Here is a 17,396-nt window from a genome sequence, read left to right on the forward strand (position 1 = left end):
ATTCCGGAGCGTGCTCAAAACTGCTTGTGCAGATCTGATGATCAAAGCAGTTGGGGAGGCTCCCGGAAGAAAGGTGGTCCCTGACGGGGACACTGAGCACCGAGCCCTGGCGGCTTCGGTTGCGCACTTGAGACTAACACTACCGGATCCAACAGACATTCCCCCTCTCGTTCACCGGCATTCCGGCTTCCACGGGGGTGAACGCGGCCGCCTGCCCGGCGGTCCCGCCCACCCTCGCCCCGCCGTCCGTTCGGCCTAGGAGGCCGGGGTTCCCAACGGGAGCACGCTGGCACCCGCGGCGTCGACGGGCAGCCGGTGGGCAGCCCAGCCCTCCCCCGCGAGCCGCGCGACCTTGTCGGCCGCGCCGTTGTCGACCAGCGCCAGGACCGTCGGGCCCGCGCCGGAGATCACCGCGGGGAAGCCGTCCGCCCGCAGTCGGTGCACCAGGGCGACGCTCTCCGGCATGGCGGGGGCGCGGTACTCCTGGTGGAGACGGTCCTCGGTGGCCGGCAGCAGCAACTCGGGGCGGCGGGTCATGGCCTCCACGAGCAGACCGGCGCGACCGGCGTTGACGGCGGCGTCGCCGTGCGGGACGGTGCGCGGCAGCAGGCCGCGCGCGGTCTCGGTGAGCACGGGGGTGGAGGGGACGAAGACCACCGGAACGATGGAATCCGAGGGCTCCATCCTGATGGCGCGGGCGTTGCCGCCGTCCGTCCAGGCGAGGGTGAAGCCGCCGAGGAGGCAGGCGGCGACGTTGTCGGGGTGCCCCTCGATCTCGGTGGCGAGTTCGAGCAGGGCCGCGTCGTCGAGGCGGGCCTCGCCGCCTATGGTGACGGCGCGGGCGGCCACGATGCCGGCGCAGATGGCGGCGGAGGAGGAGCCGAGGCCGCGACCGTGCGGGATGCGGTTGGCGCACACGACCTCCAGGCCGCGCGGCTGTCCGCCGAGCAGGTCGAAGGCGGTGCGCATGGAGCGCACGAGCAGGTGGCGTTCGTCGCGCGGGAGCGTGTCGGCGCCCTCGCCGGCGATGTCGATGTTCAGGCCGGAGTCGGCCACCCGCACGACGACGTCGTCGTAGAGCCCCAGGGCCAGGCCCAGGGCGTCGAAGCCCGGACCGAGGTTGGCGCTGCTGGCGGGGACGCGCACCCGTACGGCGGCGGCGCGGAAGGCGGGACCGGCCATCGCTGGACAACACTCCTTGTGGCTGTGCGAGATCGACTCTGCTGCTCGCTGTGAATGTACTGGAGAACGTACGACACCCGAAGGCCCTTGCGGCAGCACCGTGTCAGGTGCGGTGGGGCGGATGTGGGGACAGCCTATCGAAGGAAGGTTCTGTCGCGACACAGGGCGCACGACGGGCGCACGACGCGTGTCGTGGTGCGCGTCGGTTCCGGGGCGTTCCGCGCTCGGGGCCGTTCGGGGGTCCTGCGGGGTGGGGCGGGGGTTTCGCGCGGCAACCCGTCGAAGAATTGTGCGGGTTCGGCGCGGATTGTCGATTCCCGCCCGGGGGTGCGGCGCCCGACGGGCGCGCGCGGGGCGGCGTGCCACCCCCGTCACGGGCGGGGGTGGCACGCCGACTTCCGTCAGACCAGGCCGAGTCGTACGGCGGCGGCCTCGGCGTCGACCGGGACGGTGACCGGCTGCGGCGCGCCGGCGATCGCCCAATCGGGGTCCTTCAGGCCGTTGCCGGTGACGGTGCAGACGATCTTCTGACCGGGGTCGACCAGGCCGAGTTCGGCGGCCTTGAGCAGACCGGCGACCGAGGCGGCGGAGGCGGGCTCGACGAACACGCCTTCCTGGGCGGCCAACAGGCGGTAGGCGGCGAGGATCTGACGGTCGGTCACCTCGTCGATGAAGCCGCCGGACTCGTCGCGCGCGGCGAGCGCGTAGTCCCAGGAGGCCGGGTTGCCGATCCGGATCGCGGTGGCGATCGTGCTCGGCTCCTTGACGACCTCGCCGCGCACGATGGGCGCGGAGCCGGACGCCTGGAAGCCCCAGACCCGCGGGGTGCGGCCGGCCAGGCCGTCGGCCTTGTACTCCTTGAAGCCCTTCCAGTACGCGGTGATGTTGCCCGCGTTGCCCACCGGGAGGACGTGGATGTCGGGGGCGTCGCCGAGCGCGTCCACGATCTCGAACGCGGCGGTCTTCTGGCCCTCGATGCGCACCGGGTTGACGGAGTTGACCAGCGCCACCGGGTAGTTGTCGGACAGTCGGCGGGCCAGGGTCAGGCAGTCGTCGAAGTTGCCGTCCACCTGGAGGATCTTCGCGCCGTGCACCAGGGCCTGGCCCATCTTGCCGAGCGCGATCTTGCCGCGGGGCACGAGCACCGCGGAGACCATGCCGGCGCGCACCGCGTAGGCGGCGGCGGAGGCGGAGGTGTTGCCGGTGGAGGCGCAGATGACCGCCTTGGCGCCCTCCTCCTTGGCCCGGGTGATGGCCATGGTCATGCCCCGGTCCTTGAAGGACCCGGTCGGGTTCGCGCCCTCGACCTTGAGGTGGACCTCACAGCCGGTCCGCTCCGAGAGCACCTGCGCGGGGACGAGCGGAGTGCCACCCTCGCGGAGGGTGACCACGGGAGTCGTGTCCGTGACCGGAAGCCGGTCCCGGTACTCCTCGATGATCCCTCGCCACTGATGGGTGCGATTGCTGCTCATGGGTCCTTTACTCCCCTTCAACACGCATGATGCTGGCGACACCGCGCACGGTGTCGAGCTTCCGCAGGGCCTCGACGGTGCCGCTGAGGGCGGCGTCGGGGGCGCGGTGGGTGACGACGACGAGGCTGGCCTCGCCGTCCTTGCCCTGCTGCCGGACGGTGTCGATGGACACGCCGTGCTCGGCGAAGACCGTCGCCACCTGGGCCAGGACGCCCGGCTTGTCCGCCACGTCGAGGCTGATGTGGTAGCGGGTGACGACCTCGCCCATGGGGCTGACCGGCAGCTGGGTGTATGCGGACTCGCCCGGCCCCGTTGCCTCGGCGAGCTTGTTGCGACACACGGCGACGAGGTCGCCGAGCACGGCCGACGCGGTCGGCGAACCGCCGGCGCCCGGGCCGTAGAACATGAGCCGCCCGGCGGCCTCCGCCTCGACGAAGACCGCGTTGTACGCCTCGCGGACGGAGGCGAGCGGGTGGGTGAGGGGGATCATCGCGGGGTGGACGCGGGCGGTGACGGACTTGCCGTCGGCGGCGCGCTCCAGGATGGCGAGGAGCTTGATGGTGCAGCCCATGGCCTTGGCGGAGGCGAAGTCGGCGGCGCTGACCTCGGTCATGCCCTCGCGGTAGACGTCGTCGAGGCGGACCCGGGTGTGGAAGGCGATGCCGGAGAGGATCGCGGCCTTGGCGGCGGCGTCGAACGCCTCCACGTCGGCGGTGGGGTCGGCCTCGGCGTACCCGAGCGCGGTGGCCTCGTCCAGGGCCTCCTGGTAGCCGGCGCCGGTGGAGTCCATCTTGTCGAGGATGAAGTTGGTGGTGCCGTTGACGATGCCCATGACCCGGTTGATCTTGTCGCCGGCGAGGGACTCGCGCAGCGGGCGGATCAGCGGGATGGCGCCGGCGACGGCGGCCTCGTAGTAGAGGTCGCGGCCGTGGGTCTCGGCGGCGGCGTGCAGGGCCGCGCCGTCCTGCGCGAGCAGGGCCTTGTTCGCGGAGACCACCGAGGCGCCGTGCTCGAAGGCGGTGGTGATCAGGGTGCGGGCGGGCTCGATGCCACCGATGACCTCGATGACCACGTCGATGTCCCCGCGTTTGACCAGGGCGGTCGCGTCGGTGGTCACCAGCGCCGGATCGATCCCGTCGCGCACCTTGGAGGGGCGGCGGACGGCCACGCCGGCCAGCTCGACCGGGGCCCCGATGCGCGCCGTCAGATCGTCGGCGTGCGTCGTCATGATGCGCGCCACCTCTGAGCCGACCACTCCACAGCCCAGCAGCGCCACCTTCAGCGGACGCGTACGCATCATTCGACCTACGCCTTTCGATCTGCGATCAGCCCCGGCACGCCGTATTGCGTGCCGAGGTGTGAACAAGTCTCACTCAATGGACAGAACTTTCCATCCTCGGTCCATTGGGTGAGATGTCTATTTCATCATCCGAGGTCGAGACGCAGGAGATCTTCCTCCGTCTCCCGGCGCACGATGACGCGGCCGGCCCCGTCGCGGACCGCGACCACGGGGGGTCGCAGCGCGTGGTTGTAGTTGCTCGCCATGGACCGGCAGTAGGCGCCGGTGGCGGGCACGGCGATCAGGTCGCCGGCCGCGAGGTCGGCGGGCAGGAAGGCGTCGCGCACGACGATGTCGCCGCTCTCGCAGTGCTTGCCGACCACGCGGGAGAGCATGGGTTCGGCGGTGGAGGTCCGCGAGACCAGGGCCACGCTGTACTCGGCGTCGTACAGGGCGGTGCGGATGTTGTCCGACATGCCGCCGTCGACGCTCACGTAGGTGCGCAGGTTCTCCAGCGGCTTGACGGTGCCCACCTCGTACAGGGTGAACGCGGTCGGGCCGACGATCGCGCGGCCCGGCTCCACGGAGATCCGGGGGGCGGTCAGGCCGGCCGCCTCGCACTCGCGGGCGACGATCTCGGTGAGGGCCTTGGCGATCTCGTGCGGCTCGCGCGGGTCGTCCTCGGAGGTGTAGGCGATGCCGAGGCCGCCGCCGAGGTCGATCTCGGGCAGTTCCACCCCGTGCTCGTCGCGGACCTCGGCCAGCAGGCGCACCACGCGCTTGGCTGAGACCTCGAAGCCGGCCATGTCGAAGATCTGCGAGCCGATGTGGGAGTGGATCCCGATCAGCTCCAGGCTGTCGTGGCCCAGGGCGCGGCGCACGGCCTCGGCGGCGGAGCCGTCGGCGACGGCGATGCCGAACTTCTGGTCCTCGTGCGCGGTGGCGATGAACTCGTGGGTGTGGGCCTCGACGCCGACGGTGACGCGGATCTGCACGCGCTGGCGCACGCCGAGCTCGCGGGCCACGTGGGCGACGCGGGCGATCTCCTGGTAGGAGTCGAGGACGATGCGGCCGACCCCGACCTCGACGGCCCGGCGGATCTCGGCGAGGGACTTGTTGTTGCCGTGGAAGGCGATCCGCTCGGCGGGCATCTCGGCGGCCAGGGCGGTGCTCAGCTCGCCGCCGGAGCACACGTCGAGGTTGAGGCCCTCCTCCCTCAGCCAGCGCACGACGGCCTTGGACAGGAACGCCTTGCCGGCGTAGAACACGTCGGCGTCCTTGCCGAAGGCGGCGGCCCAGGCGCGGCAGCGGGCCCGGAAGTCCTCCTCGTCGAGGATGTAGGCGGGGGTGCCGTACTCCTCGGCCAGGCGGGTGACGGGGATGCCGGCGACGGTGACGACGCCGTCCTCGGCGCGGCGCACGGTCTGCGACCAGACCTTCTCGTCGAGGGCGTTCAGATCGGCCGGCGGCGCCGAGTAGTGGCCCTCGGGCAGGACGTCGGCGTGGCGGGGGCCGGCGGGGTGGGCGGAGCGGCTCATCGCTGTCGTTCTCTCTATCTGGGTCGCGCGTTACAGGAAGTCCGGGGCGTCGACGCCGATCCGGGTGAGGCCGCCGGCGAGCACCGTCCCGGCGGCTTCGGCGAGGGCGAGCCGGGAACGGTGGGCGGCCGAGGGTTTCTCGTCCCCGAGCGGCAGTGCGCGGTACGAGAGGTCGATGAGGGCGTCGGCGAGCCGGCCGAGCTGCCGCAGCAGCCGGTCGGGGGCACGGTGGTGCGCGGCGGCTTCGCGGGCGAGCCCGTCGTCGGCGAGGGCCGCGAGCAGGGGGCGGGCGGGATCGGCGGGGTGACCGCCGAGGGCTCCACCGTACTCGGGGGTGATGTCGAGTCGGGCGGCGGCCCGGAGCAGGGCGCGGGCCCGGTGGTGGGCGTGGCGGACGGTGAACAGTTCGCTGCTCTCGTCCTGTCGGATCAGTTCGGGGCCGAAGCGGGCGGGGCGCTCGGGCGGGGCGGCGAGCATGGCCCAGCGGACGGCGCCCAGGCCGTGCCGGGCGACGAGGGCGCGGGGGTCGGCGACGGGTACGACGCGGGGGGCGGTGAGCCCGCCGAGGGCGTCGGCGACGACGGCGGCGCGGGGGTTGTCGGCGGCGGCGTCCCAGGTCCGGGCGGGTCCGGGCGGGGCGTAGGGGCCGGCCGCGTCGATCAGGCGGGGGGCGAGGAGCTCCCAGTCGAGGGAGAAGTTCAGGAACCCGGGGCCGGTCACGACGACCTCGCGCAGGCCCGGGGTGTCGCGCAGTCGCTCGCGCAGTTCGCCGGCGAGTGCCTCGGGTCGGGCCCGCAGCGGTCCGGCGGCGCGCAGGGCCACCCCGCACGCGTACTCCCCCACCCCGCCGGGTCGGGTGCGTTCCACGACCACGCGCGGCGCCCCGCTCCCGGCTCCGCCGGCGGGCGGCAGCGCGCTCGCGAGCAGGCGGGTCAGCTCGACGGGGGTGGTCACGGGTTCAGCCTAGGGGGTCGGGGCCGCCGTGCGCGGACCGGTCCACGGGCCGGACGCAGGTCGGGACGGTGAGTGGGACGGCGTGCGGGTGGGTGTGGCCTCGGTGGGCGGGGCGGGCGGCGGGCCGGCTCAGCCCCGCAGGTCCCCGCCCCGGCCGACGACCTGGCCGCGTTCCCGTCCGCATTCGACGAGCCGGCGCACGACCCGGACCAGCTCGACGGGTTCGAAGGGCTTGGCGACGAAGGCGTCGATCCGGGCCTCGGCGGCGGCCTCCATCTCCTGCTCGGTGCAGGCGCTGACGATGGCGACGGGCAGGTGCCGGGTGCGCGGGTCGGCCCGCAGACGGGCGGCGGCGCCGAAGCCGTCGAGGCGGGGCATCACCACGTCGAGGGTGACGGCGTCGGGGCGGACCCGGTGCACGAGCTCCAGGCATTCGGCACCGTCGACCGCGGTCACGACCTCGAAGCCCTCCAGTTCGAGATTGACCGTGATCAGATGCCGGATGACCTTGTTGTCGTCGACGACGAGGACCCGACCGGAAGTGCCTGGCACACCACGAGAGTAGGTCGCCCCCGGCCCCCGCGTCCGGCTTTTCCGCACTTCCGCCCGGACCCCGCGCGGGCCCGGAAACGACGTTGCTGATCACCCCCGGGGAGCTGGTAGTGTTCTACCCGTCACCGCGACAAAGCGGTGGCGAAGCCCCCGTAGCTCAGGGGATAGAGCAACGGCCTCCGGAGCCGTGTGCGCAGGTTCGAATCCTGCCGGGGGCACTTCGCGAGAAGTGCCACAGAGACGCTGACCAGCAGAAATGCCGGTCAGCGTCTTTTTTGTGTTCCGGGCCGGGGCGGGACCGGATGCGGGAACGTACGAGTGACACGGGGTGGCCTCGGTGCTTTTGACCCTTGGGGGGCCGGTGGGGGGTTCCTAGGATTCGGCGAGGAGAGCCTGGTGCGACGCGGGATCTAGGGATGTGGGGTCAGGAATGCGCGAGTTGGCGGAGACGGCGCGGCAGTGGGCGGCCGAGGGGCGGACGGCGTTCCTCGCCCGGCCCGTGACCGAGCAGGGCTTCGGCCCCCGGGACCCCGGGGGCGCGCTGCTCGTGGATCCGCGCGGCGAGTGCGTGGGCGGGATGTACCGGGGCGTGTTCGACGCCGAGTTGGCGGCCGAGGCCGCCGCGATGCCGGCGGGCCGCACGGCGCGGGTCTGCGAGGTGTCGGTGGGCGGCGACGAGGCGGTGGCCGCGCGGTTGACCTGCGGCGGGCAGGCCGAGGTGCTGCTCCAGCCGCTGTCCTCGGTGCCGACCGCGTGGTGGGACCTGCTCGCCGAGGGCGTGGGCGTCGCGTTGGTGACCCGCCTGAACGAGACGGCCGACGCGGCCGAGAGCACCGTCGTGCCGGCCGTGGCCGAACCGTCCTCGGACGCCGACCGGCGGGCCCTGGAACTGCTGGCCACGCACCGGGCCGGACGCGACGCGCTGTACGCGGAGTCGGGCCTGGTGCTGGTGGAGGCGGTGCCCTCGGCGCCGTTCGTGGTCATCGGGGGCGGCGGCGAGCTGGCCGCGATCATCGCCCGGCAGGTGCGGCTGCTGGAGTGGGAGGCGGTGGTCGTGGAGAACGCCGAGGAGGCGTTCGAGGTGATCGCAGCCCGTCGGGACGCCGCGTGCCTGGTGATGCTGAGCCACGAGCCGGAGTTCGACGTCCCGGTGCTGCGGCACGCCCTCGCGCGCCGCGTCCCCTACGTCGGCGCCCTCGGCTCGCGCCGCACCCAGACCCGCCGGCGCGAGGCGCTGCTGTCGGCCGGGGTCACGGAGGCGGAGCTGCGCGCGATCCACGGCCCGATCGGCCTGGACCTGGGCGCGCGCACCCCGGCGGAGACGGCGCTGGCGATCACGGCGGAGATCCTGGGCGTCCTGGGCAACCGCCGAGCCGGCGCCCTCCGCGACACGGACGGCCCCCTGAACTCCTGACCCCGCCGCTCAGGCCCGTCCGCACAGTTCGCGTTGGTACGCCAGGTGCGCCGGGTCGACGGTGTGGCCCGTGGCCTGTCGCAGTCCCTCCGGGCGCAGGAGCGTGTCCCGGCTCCGGTCCGCGCGGTCCCGGATCGACCACACCGCCCCGTCCTCGGCGACGTACAGGACCAGGTTGTCGTAGAGGGCGTGGTGGTCGGGGCACAGGCAGAGCAGGTTGGAGAGCCGGTCGGGTCCGTGGTGCGGCCGACCGAGGGCCTGCGCGTGCGCGGCCTGCGCGATGCGTTCGCCGGGGAGGCCGAGTTTGGTCTCGCAGAGCTGACAGAGGTGGCGGTGCAGTTCCTTGACCCGCCGCGCCAGGCGTTCGTCACGCGGGGCCTGGGTGCCCCCGCGTGGGACCCGGGGCGCCGGCAGGGCCGCCGCCGCCTCCTCGGGGTCGGCGTCGTGGTCGGTGTCGGTGAGGCTCGCGAAGCGGGTGGCCACGTCCTGCTCGGTCGGGCGGCGGACGGACGGCGGGAGGAGCCCGTCGAGGTGGACGGCGGCCAGCAGTCGCGTCTGGTCCAGGTGCGGCAGGTAGGTCTGTCGCACGGCGGTCACGGCGCGCAGGCGGGTGAGGGGGTCCGCCAGCAGGCGCGCGGCCTCGGGGGTGAAGCCGGCCCGGGCCCCGGCATCGAGGAGCCTTTGGGGCGAGACCGCGGCCCCCGACGGGAAGCGGTCCGCGCCCTCCGCCACGTGCCAGAAGGCGCTGGTGCTCAGGTGGACGAACGGGTAGTGGGGCGTCGCGCCGGCCCCGCCGCCGAAGCGGCGCAGCAGACCGCCCACGGCCTGCTCGAACTCGGGCCAGGTCGCCGGCTCCCAGTGGCCGTCGGCGCCGCGGCCGAGCGCCCACAGCACGGCGAGGGGCTTGTGCGGGGAGCGTCGATGGCATCGCATCGAGGTCAGCTCGCCGAGCAGGGCCCGGACGAGCGCGGACTCGGGATCCGCGGGCGTGGAGACGGTGATCGTCGGCATGGCGTCGAGGGTAGGGGGGTGGTCCGACAACGCCTGCGGTTTGCGTGCATACCATCAGCTTTGGGGGGAAAATTAATGGTATGGACAGGACCCTGAGTGACATCGCGTGGTTCCTGGTCGTCGGTATCGCCGTGGCCGGGTTCCTGGTGGGGGCGTTTTGGATGGGGCGGCGGATCCTCGATCGTGAGACCGGGCCGCCCGCGCCCGAGAGTCAGCCGCACCTGCCGCCCGAGGGCGCCTCGTACGAGGTGAGTGAGGAGCGGGAGTACGTGGACTTCCCCGAGCTGGGGCTGCAACCGCACCAGATGCAGGGGTACGGGAACTTCGGGTCCCGGACGGCGGAGCACCAGGAGGAGGTGCGGGCCGGGCGTGAGGACGGGTACCTGGGCAACGCGTGGCAGCGGGTGCGGGGCGGGCCCGGCGTGGGCGGGGGTGCGGTGCCCCCCGTGATCCCGCCCGTGAAGCACGCCTGAGCGGCGGACGGGGGAAGCGAGGGCGGTCGACCGTGAGGTCGACCGCCCTTCGTCGTGGGTCAGGCGTCGTGGGTCAGGCGGAGTCGCGGCGGGTGGTGGTGCGTTTGGACCCGGCGGCCGGTGTCGCCTTCTTCGTGGCGGTCGTCTTCTTCGCCGTCGTCTTCTTGGCGGCGGTGTTCTTCGCCGCCGTGGTCTTGGTCGCGGCGGGCTTGGTCGCGGCGGGCTTCGCCGTGGTCTTGCGGGCGGCGGCCTTCTTCGCGGGCGTCGCGGTCTTCTTGCCCGAGGGGTCCTTGGGGGTGCTCCGGGTGCGCAGGGGGGTGACCTCGGCGGCTGCGCCGTCCCCGCCGCCCTCCCGGCCCTCGCGGGCCGCGCGGACGCTGCGTTCGAGGGCCGCCATCAGGTCGATGACCTGCGCGTCCGTGCCGCCCTCGGGGCCCTCGGCGGCCTGCGGGACCACGGCCTCGCCGGATTTCGCGGCGAGCATGGCCTCGACGGCCTCGCGGTAGTCGTCGTGGAGTTCGGCCACGTCCACCTCGCCGAGCGTGGCCATGAGGGCGTCCGCGAGGTCGAGCTCCGCCTCCCGGACGGTGATCTCGCCCTCGGGGGCGACGCCCTCCGGGGCGCGGATCTCGTCGGGCCACAGCAGGCCGTGCATGGCGATCACGTCGCCGACCACGCGCAGCATCCCGAGGCGTTCCCGTCCGCGCAGGGCGAATTTGGCGATGGCCACGCGTTCGCTGCGCTTGAGGGCCTCGCGCAGCAGCGTGTAGGGCTTGCCGGCGGTCGCCCCGTTGGCGGCGAGGTAGTACGCGGCGTCCATCTGGAGCGGGTCGATCTGGGTGGCGGGCACGAAGGAGACGATCTCGATCGTGCGGGCGGTGGGGAGGGGGAGGGCGGACAGGTCCTCGTCGGTGATCGGGATGACGGCCCCGTCGGCCTCCTCGTAGCCCTTGCCGATGTCGGCCGAGGCCACCTCCTGACCGTCGAGTTCGCAGACCTTGCGGTAGCGGATCCGGCCGCCGTCGGCGGTGTGGATCTGGCGGAAGGAGATCGAGTGGTTCTCGGTGGCGTTCACGAGCTTGATCGGGATGCTGACCAAGCCGAAGGAGATCGCCCCGTTCCATATGGATCGCACGGTTCCTCCTGATTCGTGGCAATCTCATCGTATGACGCCGATCACCGAGGTGGAGGGCCGGCGGGTGGCCCTCAGCAACCTCGACAAGGTCGTCTTCCCCGACGACGGGTGCACCAAGGGCGAGCTGCTGCACTACCACGCGGCGGTCGCCGGCCCGCTGCTGGCGCACCTCGCGGGGCGGCCCGTCTCCTTCCTGCGCTTCCCCGACGGGCCCGGGGGCCAGTTGTTCTTCACGAAGAACCCGCCGCCCGGCACGCCCGACTGGGTGACGGTGGCGCGGGTGCCGCGCGCCGGCGGGGATCCGGCCGCGCGCTACGCCCGGCAGGTGGTCGTGGACGGTCCGGCGGCGCTTTTGTGGGCGGCGAACCTCGTGACGGAGTTCCACGTCCCGCAGTGGCGCGCGGACGCCCCCGAGCTCGCCGACCGGCTCGTGCTGGACCTCGACCCCGGGGCGCCGGCCGACGTGGTGAGCTGCTGCGCGGTCGCCTTGTGGCTGCGGGACCGGCTGGCGGCCGACGGGATCACGGCGTTCGCGAAGACCTCCGGGGCCAAGGGGCTGCACCTGTCGGCCCCGCTGCCGCCGACCCCGTCGGCGACGGTCGCGGCCTACGCGAAGGAGCTGGCGCGGGAGGCGGAGGCCGCGCTCGCGGAGCTGGTCACGCACCGGATGACGAAGGCGCTGCGGCCGGGCCGGGTGTTCGTGGACCACTCGCAGAACGCCGCCGCGAAGACCACCGCGGCCCCCTACACCGTGCGCGCCCGGCCCCGGCCGACCGTGTCCACGCCGGTGACCTGGGAGGAGGTGGCGGGGTGCCGGGAGGCCGGCGGGCTGGAGTTCACGGTGCGCGAGGTGCCGGGACGGCTGGAGCGGCTCGGGGACCTGTTCGCGCCGCTGGACGATCCGGAAGTGGCGCACCCGCTTCCGTCCCGGTGACGCTCCGGTGACGGGCGAGGAGCCGGCCGGCGGTGTGGTGCTGCGGCCGCCCGTGGACGTGATGCGGCCCCGACCGCGGGCCGACCTGCCCGCTCCCGACGAGATGCCCGGCGGCGTCCAGTACGGCCTCAAGCTCGACGGGTTCCGCGCCCTGGCCTTCGTGCTGGAGGGCGGCGCGGTGGTCCTCCAGTCCCGTTCCCGGCGCGATCTCTCCCCCGATTTCCCGCAGGTGGCCCGGCACCTCGCCGAGCGGCTGCCGGCGGGGATCGTGCTGGACGGCGAGCTGTGCGCGTACCGCGACGGCCGGCTCAGCTTCCCCGACCTGCTGCGTTCGCGGCGGGACCGGGAACGGGCCGGGGTCCCGGTGTCCTACGTGGCCTTCGACCTGCTCGCGGTGCCGGGTCGGGACCTGCGGGGGCTGCCGTTGCGGGTCCGGTGGGAGCTGCTGGGGGTGGCGCTGGCGGGCATCGGGGCGCCGGTGGAGCGGGTGACGGTGACCCGGGACCGGGAGGTCGCGCGGGGCTGGTTCCGGGACCTGCGGAAGGCGGGGGTGGAGGGGATCGTGGCCAAGGACCTCGGGTCGACGTACCGGTCGGGGCACACCTGGGCCTGGCGCAAGGTCCGGCACGCCGACACCGAGGACGCCGAACTGCTCGGACTGGTCGTGGACGGGGCCGGGCGGGCGCGGGCCGCGGTGGTGCGGACGGGCGAGGGGCGCACGGCCGTCACCTCGCCGCGGCTCACGCCGGCGCAGGCCCGGGAGCTGCGGGCGGGGGCCGGGCCGCAGCGGGAGTGGGCGGCGGCGGTGCCGGTGGAGGAGTACGGGGGGCTCGTGCGGCGGCGGGTCGCGGGGGCGCCGGCGGTGTGGGTGGAGGTGGCCGTGACGGGCGGGCGGCACGGGCTGGTGCGGTTCGTCCGGGTGCGGGCCGACCATCTCGATCCCGGCCCGGACGACGGGCCCCGGGAGGGACCGGCGGGCGGTTGAGGGCCGTCACCGCCAGGTGCGGCGGTCCCGGGCCCGGGCGTACAGGCCCGCGATCTCGGCGGGTTTGAGGGTGGGCCCCGCGCCGGTCAGCGCCCCGTCGAGTTCCGTGTCGGCCAGCACGAGCAGGTCGCGGGCGTCGGGCCGTCGGTCGATCCGGTCGGCGCCGGCGCCCGCGAGGGCGAGCACGGGGGTGACGGCCGCCGCGAGGGCCCGCGCCGCGAGGTCGGCGGCCCGGCGGGCCAGGCGCGGATCGGGTCGGGGGACGGCGCGGCCGATCCGGACGAGGTCGGCGTCGCACCGCACCCGGTGGCCGCCGGCCGGGACCGTGCGCACGCACAGCACCCCGGCGGGGCCGATCGCGAGGTGGTGGACGTGCTCCCCGGCGGGCAGCGGCAGCTCGTGCAGCACCCGCCAGCCGGCCGGTTCCAAGGCGTCCAGGGCCGCGCCGACCAGTTCCCGGGCCCGCAGTTCGCGGCGCAGCGCCCGCCGGCCGAGGGGGCCGGCGGGGCCTCGGCCGTGGTCGAGGACGCCGTGCAGGTCCTCGCCGGGCCGGTTGGGCGCGAGGTCCTCGTCCGGGGGCAGGGCGAGCCGGGCCAGGTCGGCCCGGCCGGGGACGGGTGGCGGGCCGATGGTCCAGCCGGGGCTCAGCAGGGGCCGCAGGGCGGTCAGGACGGCGTCGCGACGGCCGGGCACGAGCAGGGTGACGCGGCCGGTGTCGCGGTCGTACCAGGCGGCGACCCGCCCGTCGGGCAGGCTCACCCAGAGCCGGCCCCGAGCGTCCGGGACCACCCGTGCCTCGCGTGTCGCCATCGGCGTCACCCCCCGACCCCATGGGAGCAGTCGGGTGGGCGCGGGGGCAATCCCTCGGCCGTGTAACGACTCCGCCGGGACAGTGCCGCGCGGCTGTTACACAAACCGGGCGTGGCCGGTACGGACGGGGCCTAGTTTGGTGACGGGCGGGCGACCGCCCGGGCGCGGGACCTGCCCCGCTCCCCGTGATCCCACCCGACCGGCCCGGTGCCGGGCGGGCTCGCCGCGTTCCCCCCTCGACACCGAAGGACCCCTCGTGATCTCCGTCCGCCGCTCCTCCGCGCGTGCCGGCGCCCTGGCCCTGTGCACCGGCGTCGTGCTGCTCCTGGCCCCGGCCTCGGCCGCGCTGGCCGACCCGGCCGCGACGGCGGGCTCGGCGGACGCGAAGGCCGGTTCGCCGACCGCGCCCCGACTGCTGAAGACGGTGTCGCTGGCCGACGGGGTGACCCTGGCGAAGGTGTACCGGACGGGGTCGGGCGGATACCGGGCCGAGATCCTGGCCGGTGGTTCGGTGCTGGCGACGCTGGCGACGCCGCCTACCCCCGGCGCGGGCGCGGGTTCGGGCGCGCGGGTGCCGTCGCGGATCTCGGTGGGCGAGCTGCGGATCGCGTTGCGGACGGACGGGCGGATCTCCTCGTGGATGGGCGCGGAGGACTCCGCAGCCGGGGCCTCGGCCCGGCCGGTGGCGCTGGGCCCGGGGGCCGACGGTTTCAAGACGGCCCGTCGGACGGGCGCGCACGGGGTGCCCGGCGCGGTGCCCGCGTCGGCGCCGGCCGGGGCGGCTGTCTCGGCGAGCCCGGCCGGTCCGGCGGCGGGCGACGGGGGCGGGCGGGTCGTGGGCATCGAGGCCCGGGACCGGGCCCGCCGGGAGGCGACGGACGCGCTGCGTCTGGACAATCTGGCCGCCGGGCGGCACGGTGACGGCGTGCTGCTGCTGGCCGCGGGCGGGGGCATCGCGGCGGTGGGCGCGGCCGGTCTCGGTTTCGCGATGCTGCGGCGGGGTCGGTCCGCCGGCTGAACGGCGCCCGCGGGCGCGGGGACGTACCGGGGCAGAGCCCTTAAAGTTGGCCGGAAGGCGTCGTCTGCGACGTGACGGCGCACCGGTTCGCGTCGTCGGGATCGAGGGGTCGGAACAGTCCGTGGAGTCACGCAGGTCGGATCTTCGGGGTGCCGCGCGCACGGGCCGCGTGCCCGGGCGGCGGCCGCGGGGCATCGTGTTCGGCGTGCTCTCGCTCCGTCTCCCGGCGCTGCTCGCGGGGGCGCTGCTGGTGTTGACGGGGTGCGGCACCCCGGGCGGGCTGGTGTCGGCGGGCCCGACGCAGACGGCGAGCGGCCCGGTGCACCTGTGGCCGCGACGGGTCGGCGCTTCGGTGGCCCCGGCGGATCCGGGCGGCGCGCCGCCGGAGTACGTGACGGGCCTGCCGCCGGTGCGCGGGCAGGACGTGCACACCGTGGACCCGCTGCGGCTGGTGCTGGCCGAGCTGGACGCGCACGGCGCGGTGGACGTGGGGCCGGACGGGATGCCGCCCGAGACGGCGGCGGCGATCCGGGCGTGCCGGACGCCCGGGGGTTCGTGCCCGGTGCTGGCGCCGTACTACCGGGACCTCACGGGCAACCACAAGGACGAGTTGATCATCGGGATCGAGTACGGGGGTCCCGACCGCCTGATGGCGGTGCGCGTGTACACGGCGGACCCGGACGGCCGGCTGAACCGGATCATGGCGACGGTCGAGCCCGTGATCAGCGTGGAGATGGCCGGGCGGGACGTGATCCTGCGGGCGCCGAGCGGGAACGCGGGCTACGAGCTGATCACGGCGTGGTCGTACGAGGAGTCGCGGCGGAGCATGCTGCCGACCCGGGAGCAGATCGTGCGGGTTCCGACGCGCCCGGGGGCGGCGCCGCCGACGGGCGGGTTCTCCACCGGGCCGGTGCCCTCCGACGGGCCCGGGGCCCCGCCCTCGCCCTCGGCCTCGCCGGGTGCCGGGAGCGCCTCGGCGCCGGCCGGCACGGGCTCGACGGGCGGTGGCGGGGGTCCCGTGGAGCGCACGGAGCCGGGGGCGGGCCCGGTGGAGCGGGAGGAGGCGTGGGCGCCGGGGGCCGGGTTCCTCGGGGTGCCGCGTCCGCCCGGGATCGCGGCCGTGCCGGACGTGCCCGCGCCGGGTCCGGGGCGGGCCCCGGGCGTGCCGGTGGCGAGCGGGCCGGCGTTCACCCCGGAAGTGCCGTGACGGCGCCCGACGCGGAGGGGCCGCGCGGACCCGCCGGGCCGTCCCGGGCCGGCGGACGGCCGCCGCGCCGCCCGCTGGGGCCGGCGTGGGCGGCGACGCTGACGTGGAAGGCCGCCGCGTTCATCGTGGTGATGTGCTGCGCGCTGGCGGCGGTGCTGGGGTCCCTCGTGCACGTGGAGGTGACCCGGCAGACGGTGGCGGTGGCGCGGGAGAAGGCGTTGACGCTGCTGAACACGGCGTCCCGGGCGTACGAGGCGGGCGAGACCCTGCCGGCCTCCTCGGGTCTGGACCCGGAGGGGCTGCCGGAGGAGTTGCGAGCCCTGGCCCTGAAGGGGCAGCGGGGCACGCTCGTCGGCGAGTTCCGGGGGCGGCCGACGATGTGGGCGGCGGCGCCGGCGGACGGCAGGGCGCTGGCGGCGGCCGTGGACTACTCGCAGAGCGCGCGGACGATCAGCGGGCTCGACAACGCGATCATCGGGTCCTCGGTGTTGGCGATCGGCGGCACGCTGGTGCTGGGCGCGTTCGCGGTGACGCGGGTGACGCGCCGGCTGCACTTGACGGCGGCGGTGGCCCGGCGGATCACCCGGGGCGACCTGGACGCGCGGGTGGACGACCCGCGGGCCTCCGATCCGCGGCGCGAGGGGCGGCTGGACGAGGTGGCGACGGTGGCCGCCGCCCTGGACACGATGGCGGCGAACCTCCAGGCGAAGCTGGTGAGCGAGCAGCGGTTCACGGCGGACGTGGCGCACGAGCTGCGCACCCCGTTGACCGGGTTGCTGGCGGCCTCGGAGCTGCTGCCGCCGGGCCGGCCCACCGAGCTGGTGCAGGAACGGGTCCGCACGATGCGGCAGTTGACCGAGGACCTGCTGGAGATCTCGCGCCTGGACTCGGGCACGGAGCGCGTGGACGACGACCGGCAGCGGCTGGGCGCGGTCGCCGAGCGGGTGGCGCGGGCGGCGGCGGCCACGGGCGCGGTGACGGAGGTGTCGGTGGTGGCGGACCGGATCGTGACCACGGACCGGCGGCGGCTGGAGCGGGTGCTGGGCAATCTGGTGGCCAACGCGCACAAGCACGGGCGGGCGCCGGTGGAGGTGCGGGTGGACGGGCTGGTGATCTCGGTGCGCGACCACGGTCCGGGCTATCCGGAGTACCTGACGGAGGGCGGGCCGCAGCGGTTCCGCACCGGCGGGCCGGTCCTCGGGGGCGGTGGCTCCGGTGGGCGCAAGGGGCACGGGCTGGGGCTGACGATCGCGGTGGGGCAGGCGCAGGTGCTGGGCGCGAGCCTGGAGTTCCGGACCCTGCCGCCGACGGACGGGGGCGGCGGCGCGCTGGCCGTGCTGCGGCTGCCGGCGCGCGGCGGGACGGAGCACCCGGCCGGGGACGGGCCGCTCGACTGAGCACGCGGCGGACGGGGCCGGCGGGGCGGACGAGG

Annotated in this window: 16 protein-coding genes and 1 tRNA gene; 8 read left to right on the top strand and 9 right to left on the bottom strand. The window is 74.9% G+C overall.

All coding sequences use genetic code 11. The annotated features are described in order from the left end of the window. Nucleotides 1-255: 255 nt before the first annotated feature. The 6 genes from thrB to ACN20G_RS06590 all read right to left on the bottom strand — a co-directional run bounded on the left by thrB (nt 256) and on the right by ACN20G_RS06590 (nt 7,025). A complete protein-coding gene (gene thrB, locus ACN20G_RS06565; protein ID WP_424211777.1) occupies nt 256-1,182 on the bottom strand; it encodes a homoserine kinase in 927 nt (308 codons plus the stop codon). Between the two features lie 401 nt (nt 1,183-1,583). Further along, nucleotides 1,584-2,654, bottom strand: coding sequence for a threonine synthase (thrC, locus tag ACN20G_RS06570; RefSeq protein ID WP_424211778.1), 1,071 nt, complete (start codon nt 2,652-2,654; stop codon nt 1,584-1,586). 7 nt (nt 2,655-2,661) lie between these two features. Then, the gene (locus ACN20G_RS06575) at nt 2,662-3,951 is read right to left on the bottom strand and encodes a homoserine dehydrogenase (RefSeq protein WP_424215398.1); all 1,290 of its coding nucleotides are present in this window, start codon (nt 3,949-3,951) and stop codon (nt 2,662-2,664) included. A 128-nt stretch (nt 3,952-4,079) separates the two neighbouring features. Then, on the bottom strand, nt 4,080-5,471 hold the full coding sequence (gene lysA, locus ACN20G_RS06580) for a diaminopimelate decarboxylase (RefSeq protein ID WP_424211779.1): 1,392 nt from the start codon (nt 5,469-5,471) through the stop codon (nt 4,080-4,082). Between the two features lie 30 nt (nt 5,472-5,501). Beyond that, nucleotides 5,502-6,425: a DALR anticodon-binding domain-containing protein gene (locus ACN20G_RS06585; protein WP_424211780.1), complete on the bottom strand. Its 924-nt coding sequence runs from the start codon at nt 6,423-6,425 to the stop codon at nt 5,502-5,504. Nucleotides 6,426-6,554: 129 nt separating this feature from the next. Further along, nucleotides 6,555-7,025, bottom strand: coding sequence for a response regulator (locus ACN20G_RS06590; RefSeq protein WP_424211781.1), 471 nt, complete (start codon nt 7,023-7,025; stop codon nt 6,555-6,557). Between the two features lie 98 nt (nt 7,026-7,123). Here ACN20G_RS06590 and ACN20G_RS06595 point away from each other — a divergent pair. Continuing rightward, nucleotides 7,124-7,195, top strand: a tRNA-Arg gene (locus ACN20G_RS06595). 212 nt (nt 7,196-7,407) lie between these two features. Then, entirely contained in the window at nt 7,408-8,391 is a 984-nt protein-coding gene (locus ACN20G_RS06600) for an XdhC family protein (RefSeq protein ID WP_424211782.1), read from the top strand. Between the two features lie 9 nt (nt 8,392-8,400). Here the strand turns inward: ACN20G_RS06600 and ACN20G_RS06605 are convergent, their stop codons facing one another. Next, nucleotides 8,401-9,402: an HNH endonuclease gene (locus ACN20G_RS06605; RefSeq protein ID WP_424211783.1), complete on the bottom strand. Its 1,002-nt coding sequence runs from the start codon at nt 9,400-9,402 to the stop codon at nt 8,401-8,403. Between the two features lie 80 nt (nt 9,403-9,482). Between ACN20G_RS06605 and ACN20G_RS06610 the strand changes: the two genes are divergently transcribed. After that, on the top strand, nt 9,483-9,875 hold the full coding sequence (locus ACN20G_RS06610) for a DUF6479 family protein (protein WP_424211784.1): 393 nt from the start codon (nt 9,483-9,485) through the stop codon (nt 9,873-9,875). 73 nt (nt 9,876-9,948) lie between these two features. Here the strand turns inward: ACN20G_RS06610 and ACN20G_RS06615 are convergent, their stop codons facing one another. Next, nucleotides 9,949-11,010: a Ku protein gene (locus tag ACN20G_RS06615; protein WP_424211785.1), complete on the bottom strand. Its 1,062-nt coding sequence runs from the start codon at nt 11,008-11,010 to the stop codon at nt 9,949-9,951. A 31-nt stretch (nt 11,011-11,041) separates the two neighbouring features. Here ACN20G_RS06615 and ligD point away from each other — a divergent pair, with 31 nt between their 5' ends. Together ligD and ACN20G_RS06625 are read left to right on the top strand one after the other, a co-directional pair. After that, complete coding sequence (gene ligD / locus ACN20G_RS06620) at nt 11,042-11,944, top strand: non-homologous end-joining DNA ligase (RefSeq protein WP_424211786.1); 903 nt, start codon at nt 11,042-11,044, stop codon at nt 11,942-11,944. Nucleotides 11,945-11,951: 7 nt separating this feature from the next. Beyond that, entirely contained in the window at nt 11,952-12,929 is a 978-nt protein-coding gene (locus ACN20G_RS06625) for a DNA ligase (protein WP_424211787.1), read from the top strand. 6 nt (nt 12,930-12,935) lie between these two features. Here ACN20G_RS06625 and ACN20G_RS06630 read toward each other — a convergent pair whose 3' ends face one another. Next, on the bottom strand, nt 12,936-13,739 hold the full coding sequence (locus tag ACN20G_RS06630; protein WP_424211788.1) for an NERD domain-containing protein: 804 nt from the start codon (nt 13,737-13,739) through the stop codon (nt 12,936-12,938). Between the two features lie 256 nt (nt 13,740-13,995). Here ACN20G_RS06630 and ACN20G_RS06635 point away from each other — a divergent pair, with 256 nt between their 5' ends. The 3 genes from ACN20G_RS06635 (at nt 13,996) to ACN20G_RS06645 (ending at nt 17,361) form a co-directional block, all read left to right on the top strand. Next, nucleotides 13,996-14,757 carry a hypothetical protein gene (locus ACN20G_RS06635; protein ID WP_424211789.1) on the top strand — a complete coding sequence of 254 codons (762 nt, stop codon included), beginning with the start codon at nt 13,996-13,998 and terminating at the stop codon, nt 14,755-14,757. Between the two features lie 205 nt (nt 14,758-14,962). Then, nucleotides 14,963-15,964, top strand: a complete 1,002-nt coding sequence (locus ACN20G_RS06640) for a hypothetical protein (protein ID WP_424211790.1) — start codon at nt 14,963-14,965, stop codon at nt 15,962-15,964. 74 nt (nt 15,965-16,038) lie between these two features. Then, nucleotides 16,039-17,361: an ATP-binding protein gene (locus ACN20G_RS06645; protein ID WP_424215399.1), complete on the top strand. Its 1,323-nt coding sequence runs from the start codon at nt 16,039-16,041 to the stop codon at nt 17,359-17,361. The last annotated feature ends 35 nt before the right edge of the window (nt 17,362-17,396 follow it).

Origin of the sequence: Streptomyces dryopteridis, from assembly GCF_049606955.1 — a bacterium.
GTDB lineage: Bacteria > Actinomycetota > Actinomycetes > Streptomycetales > Streptomycetaceae > Streptomyces.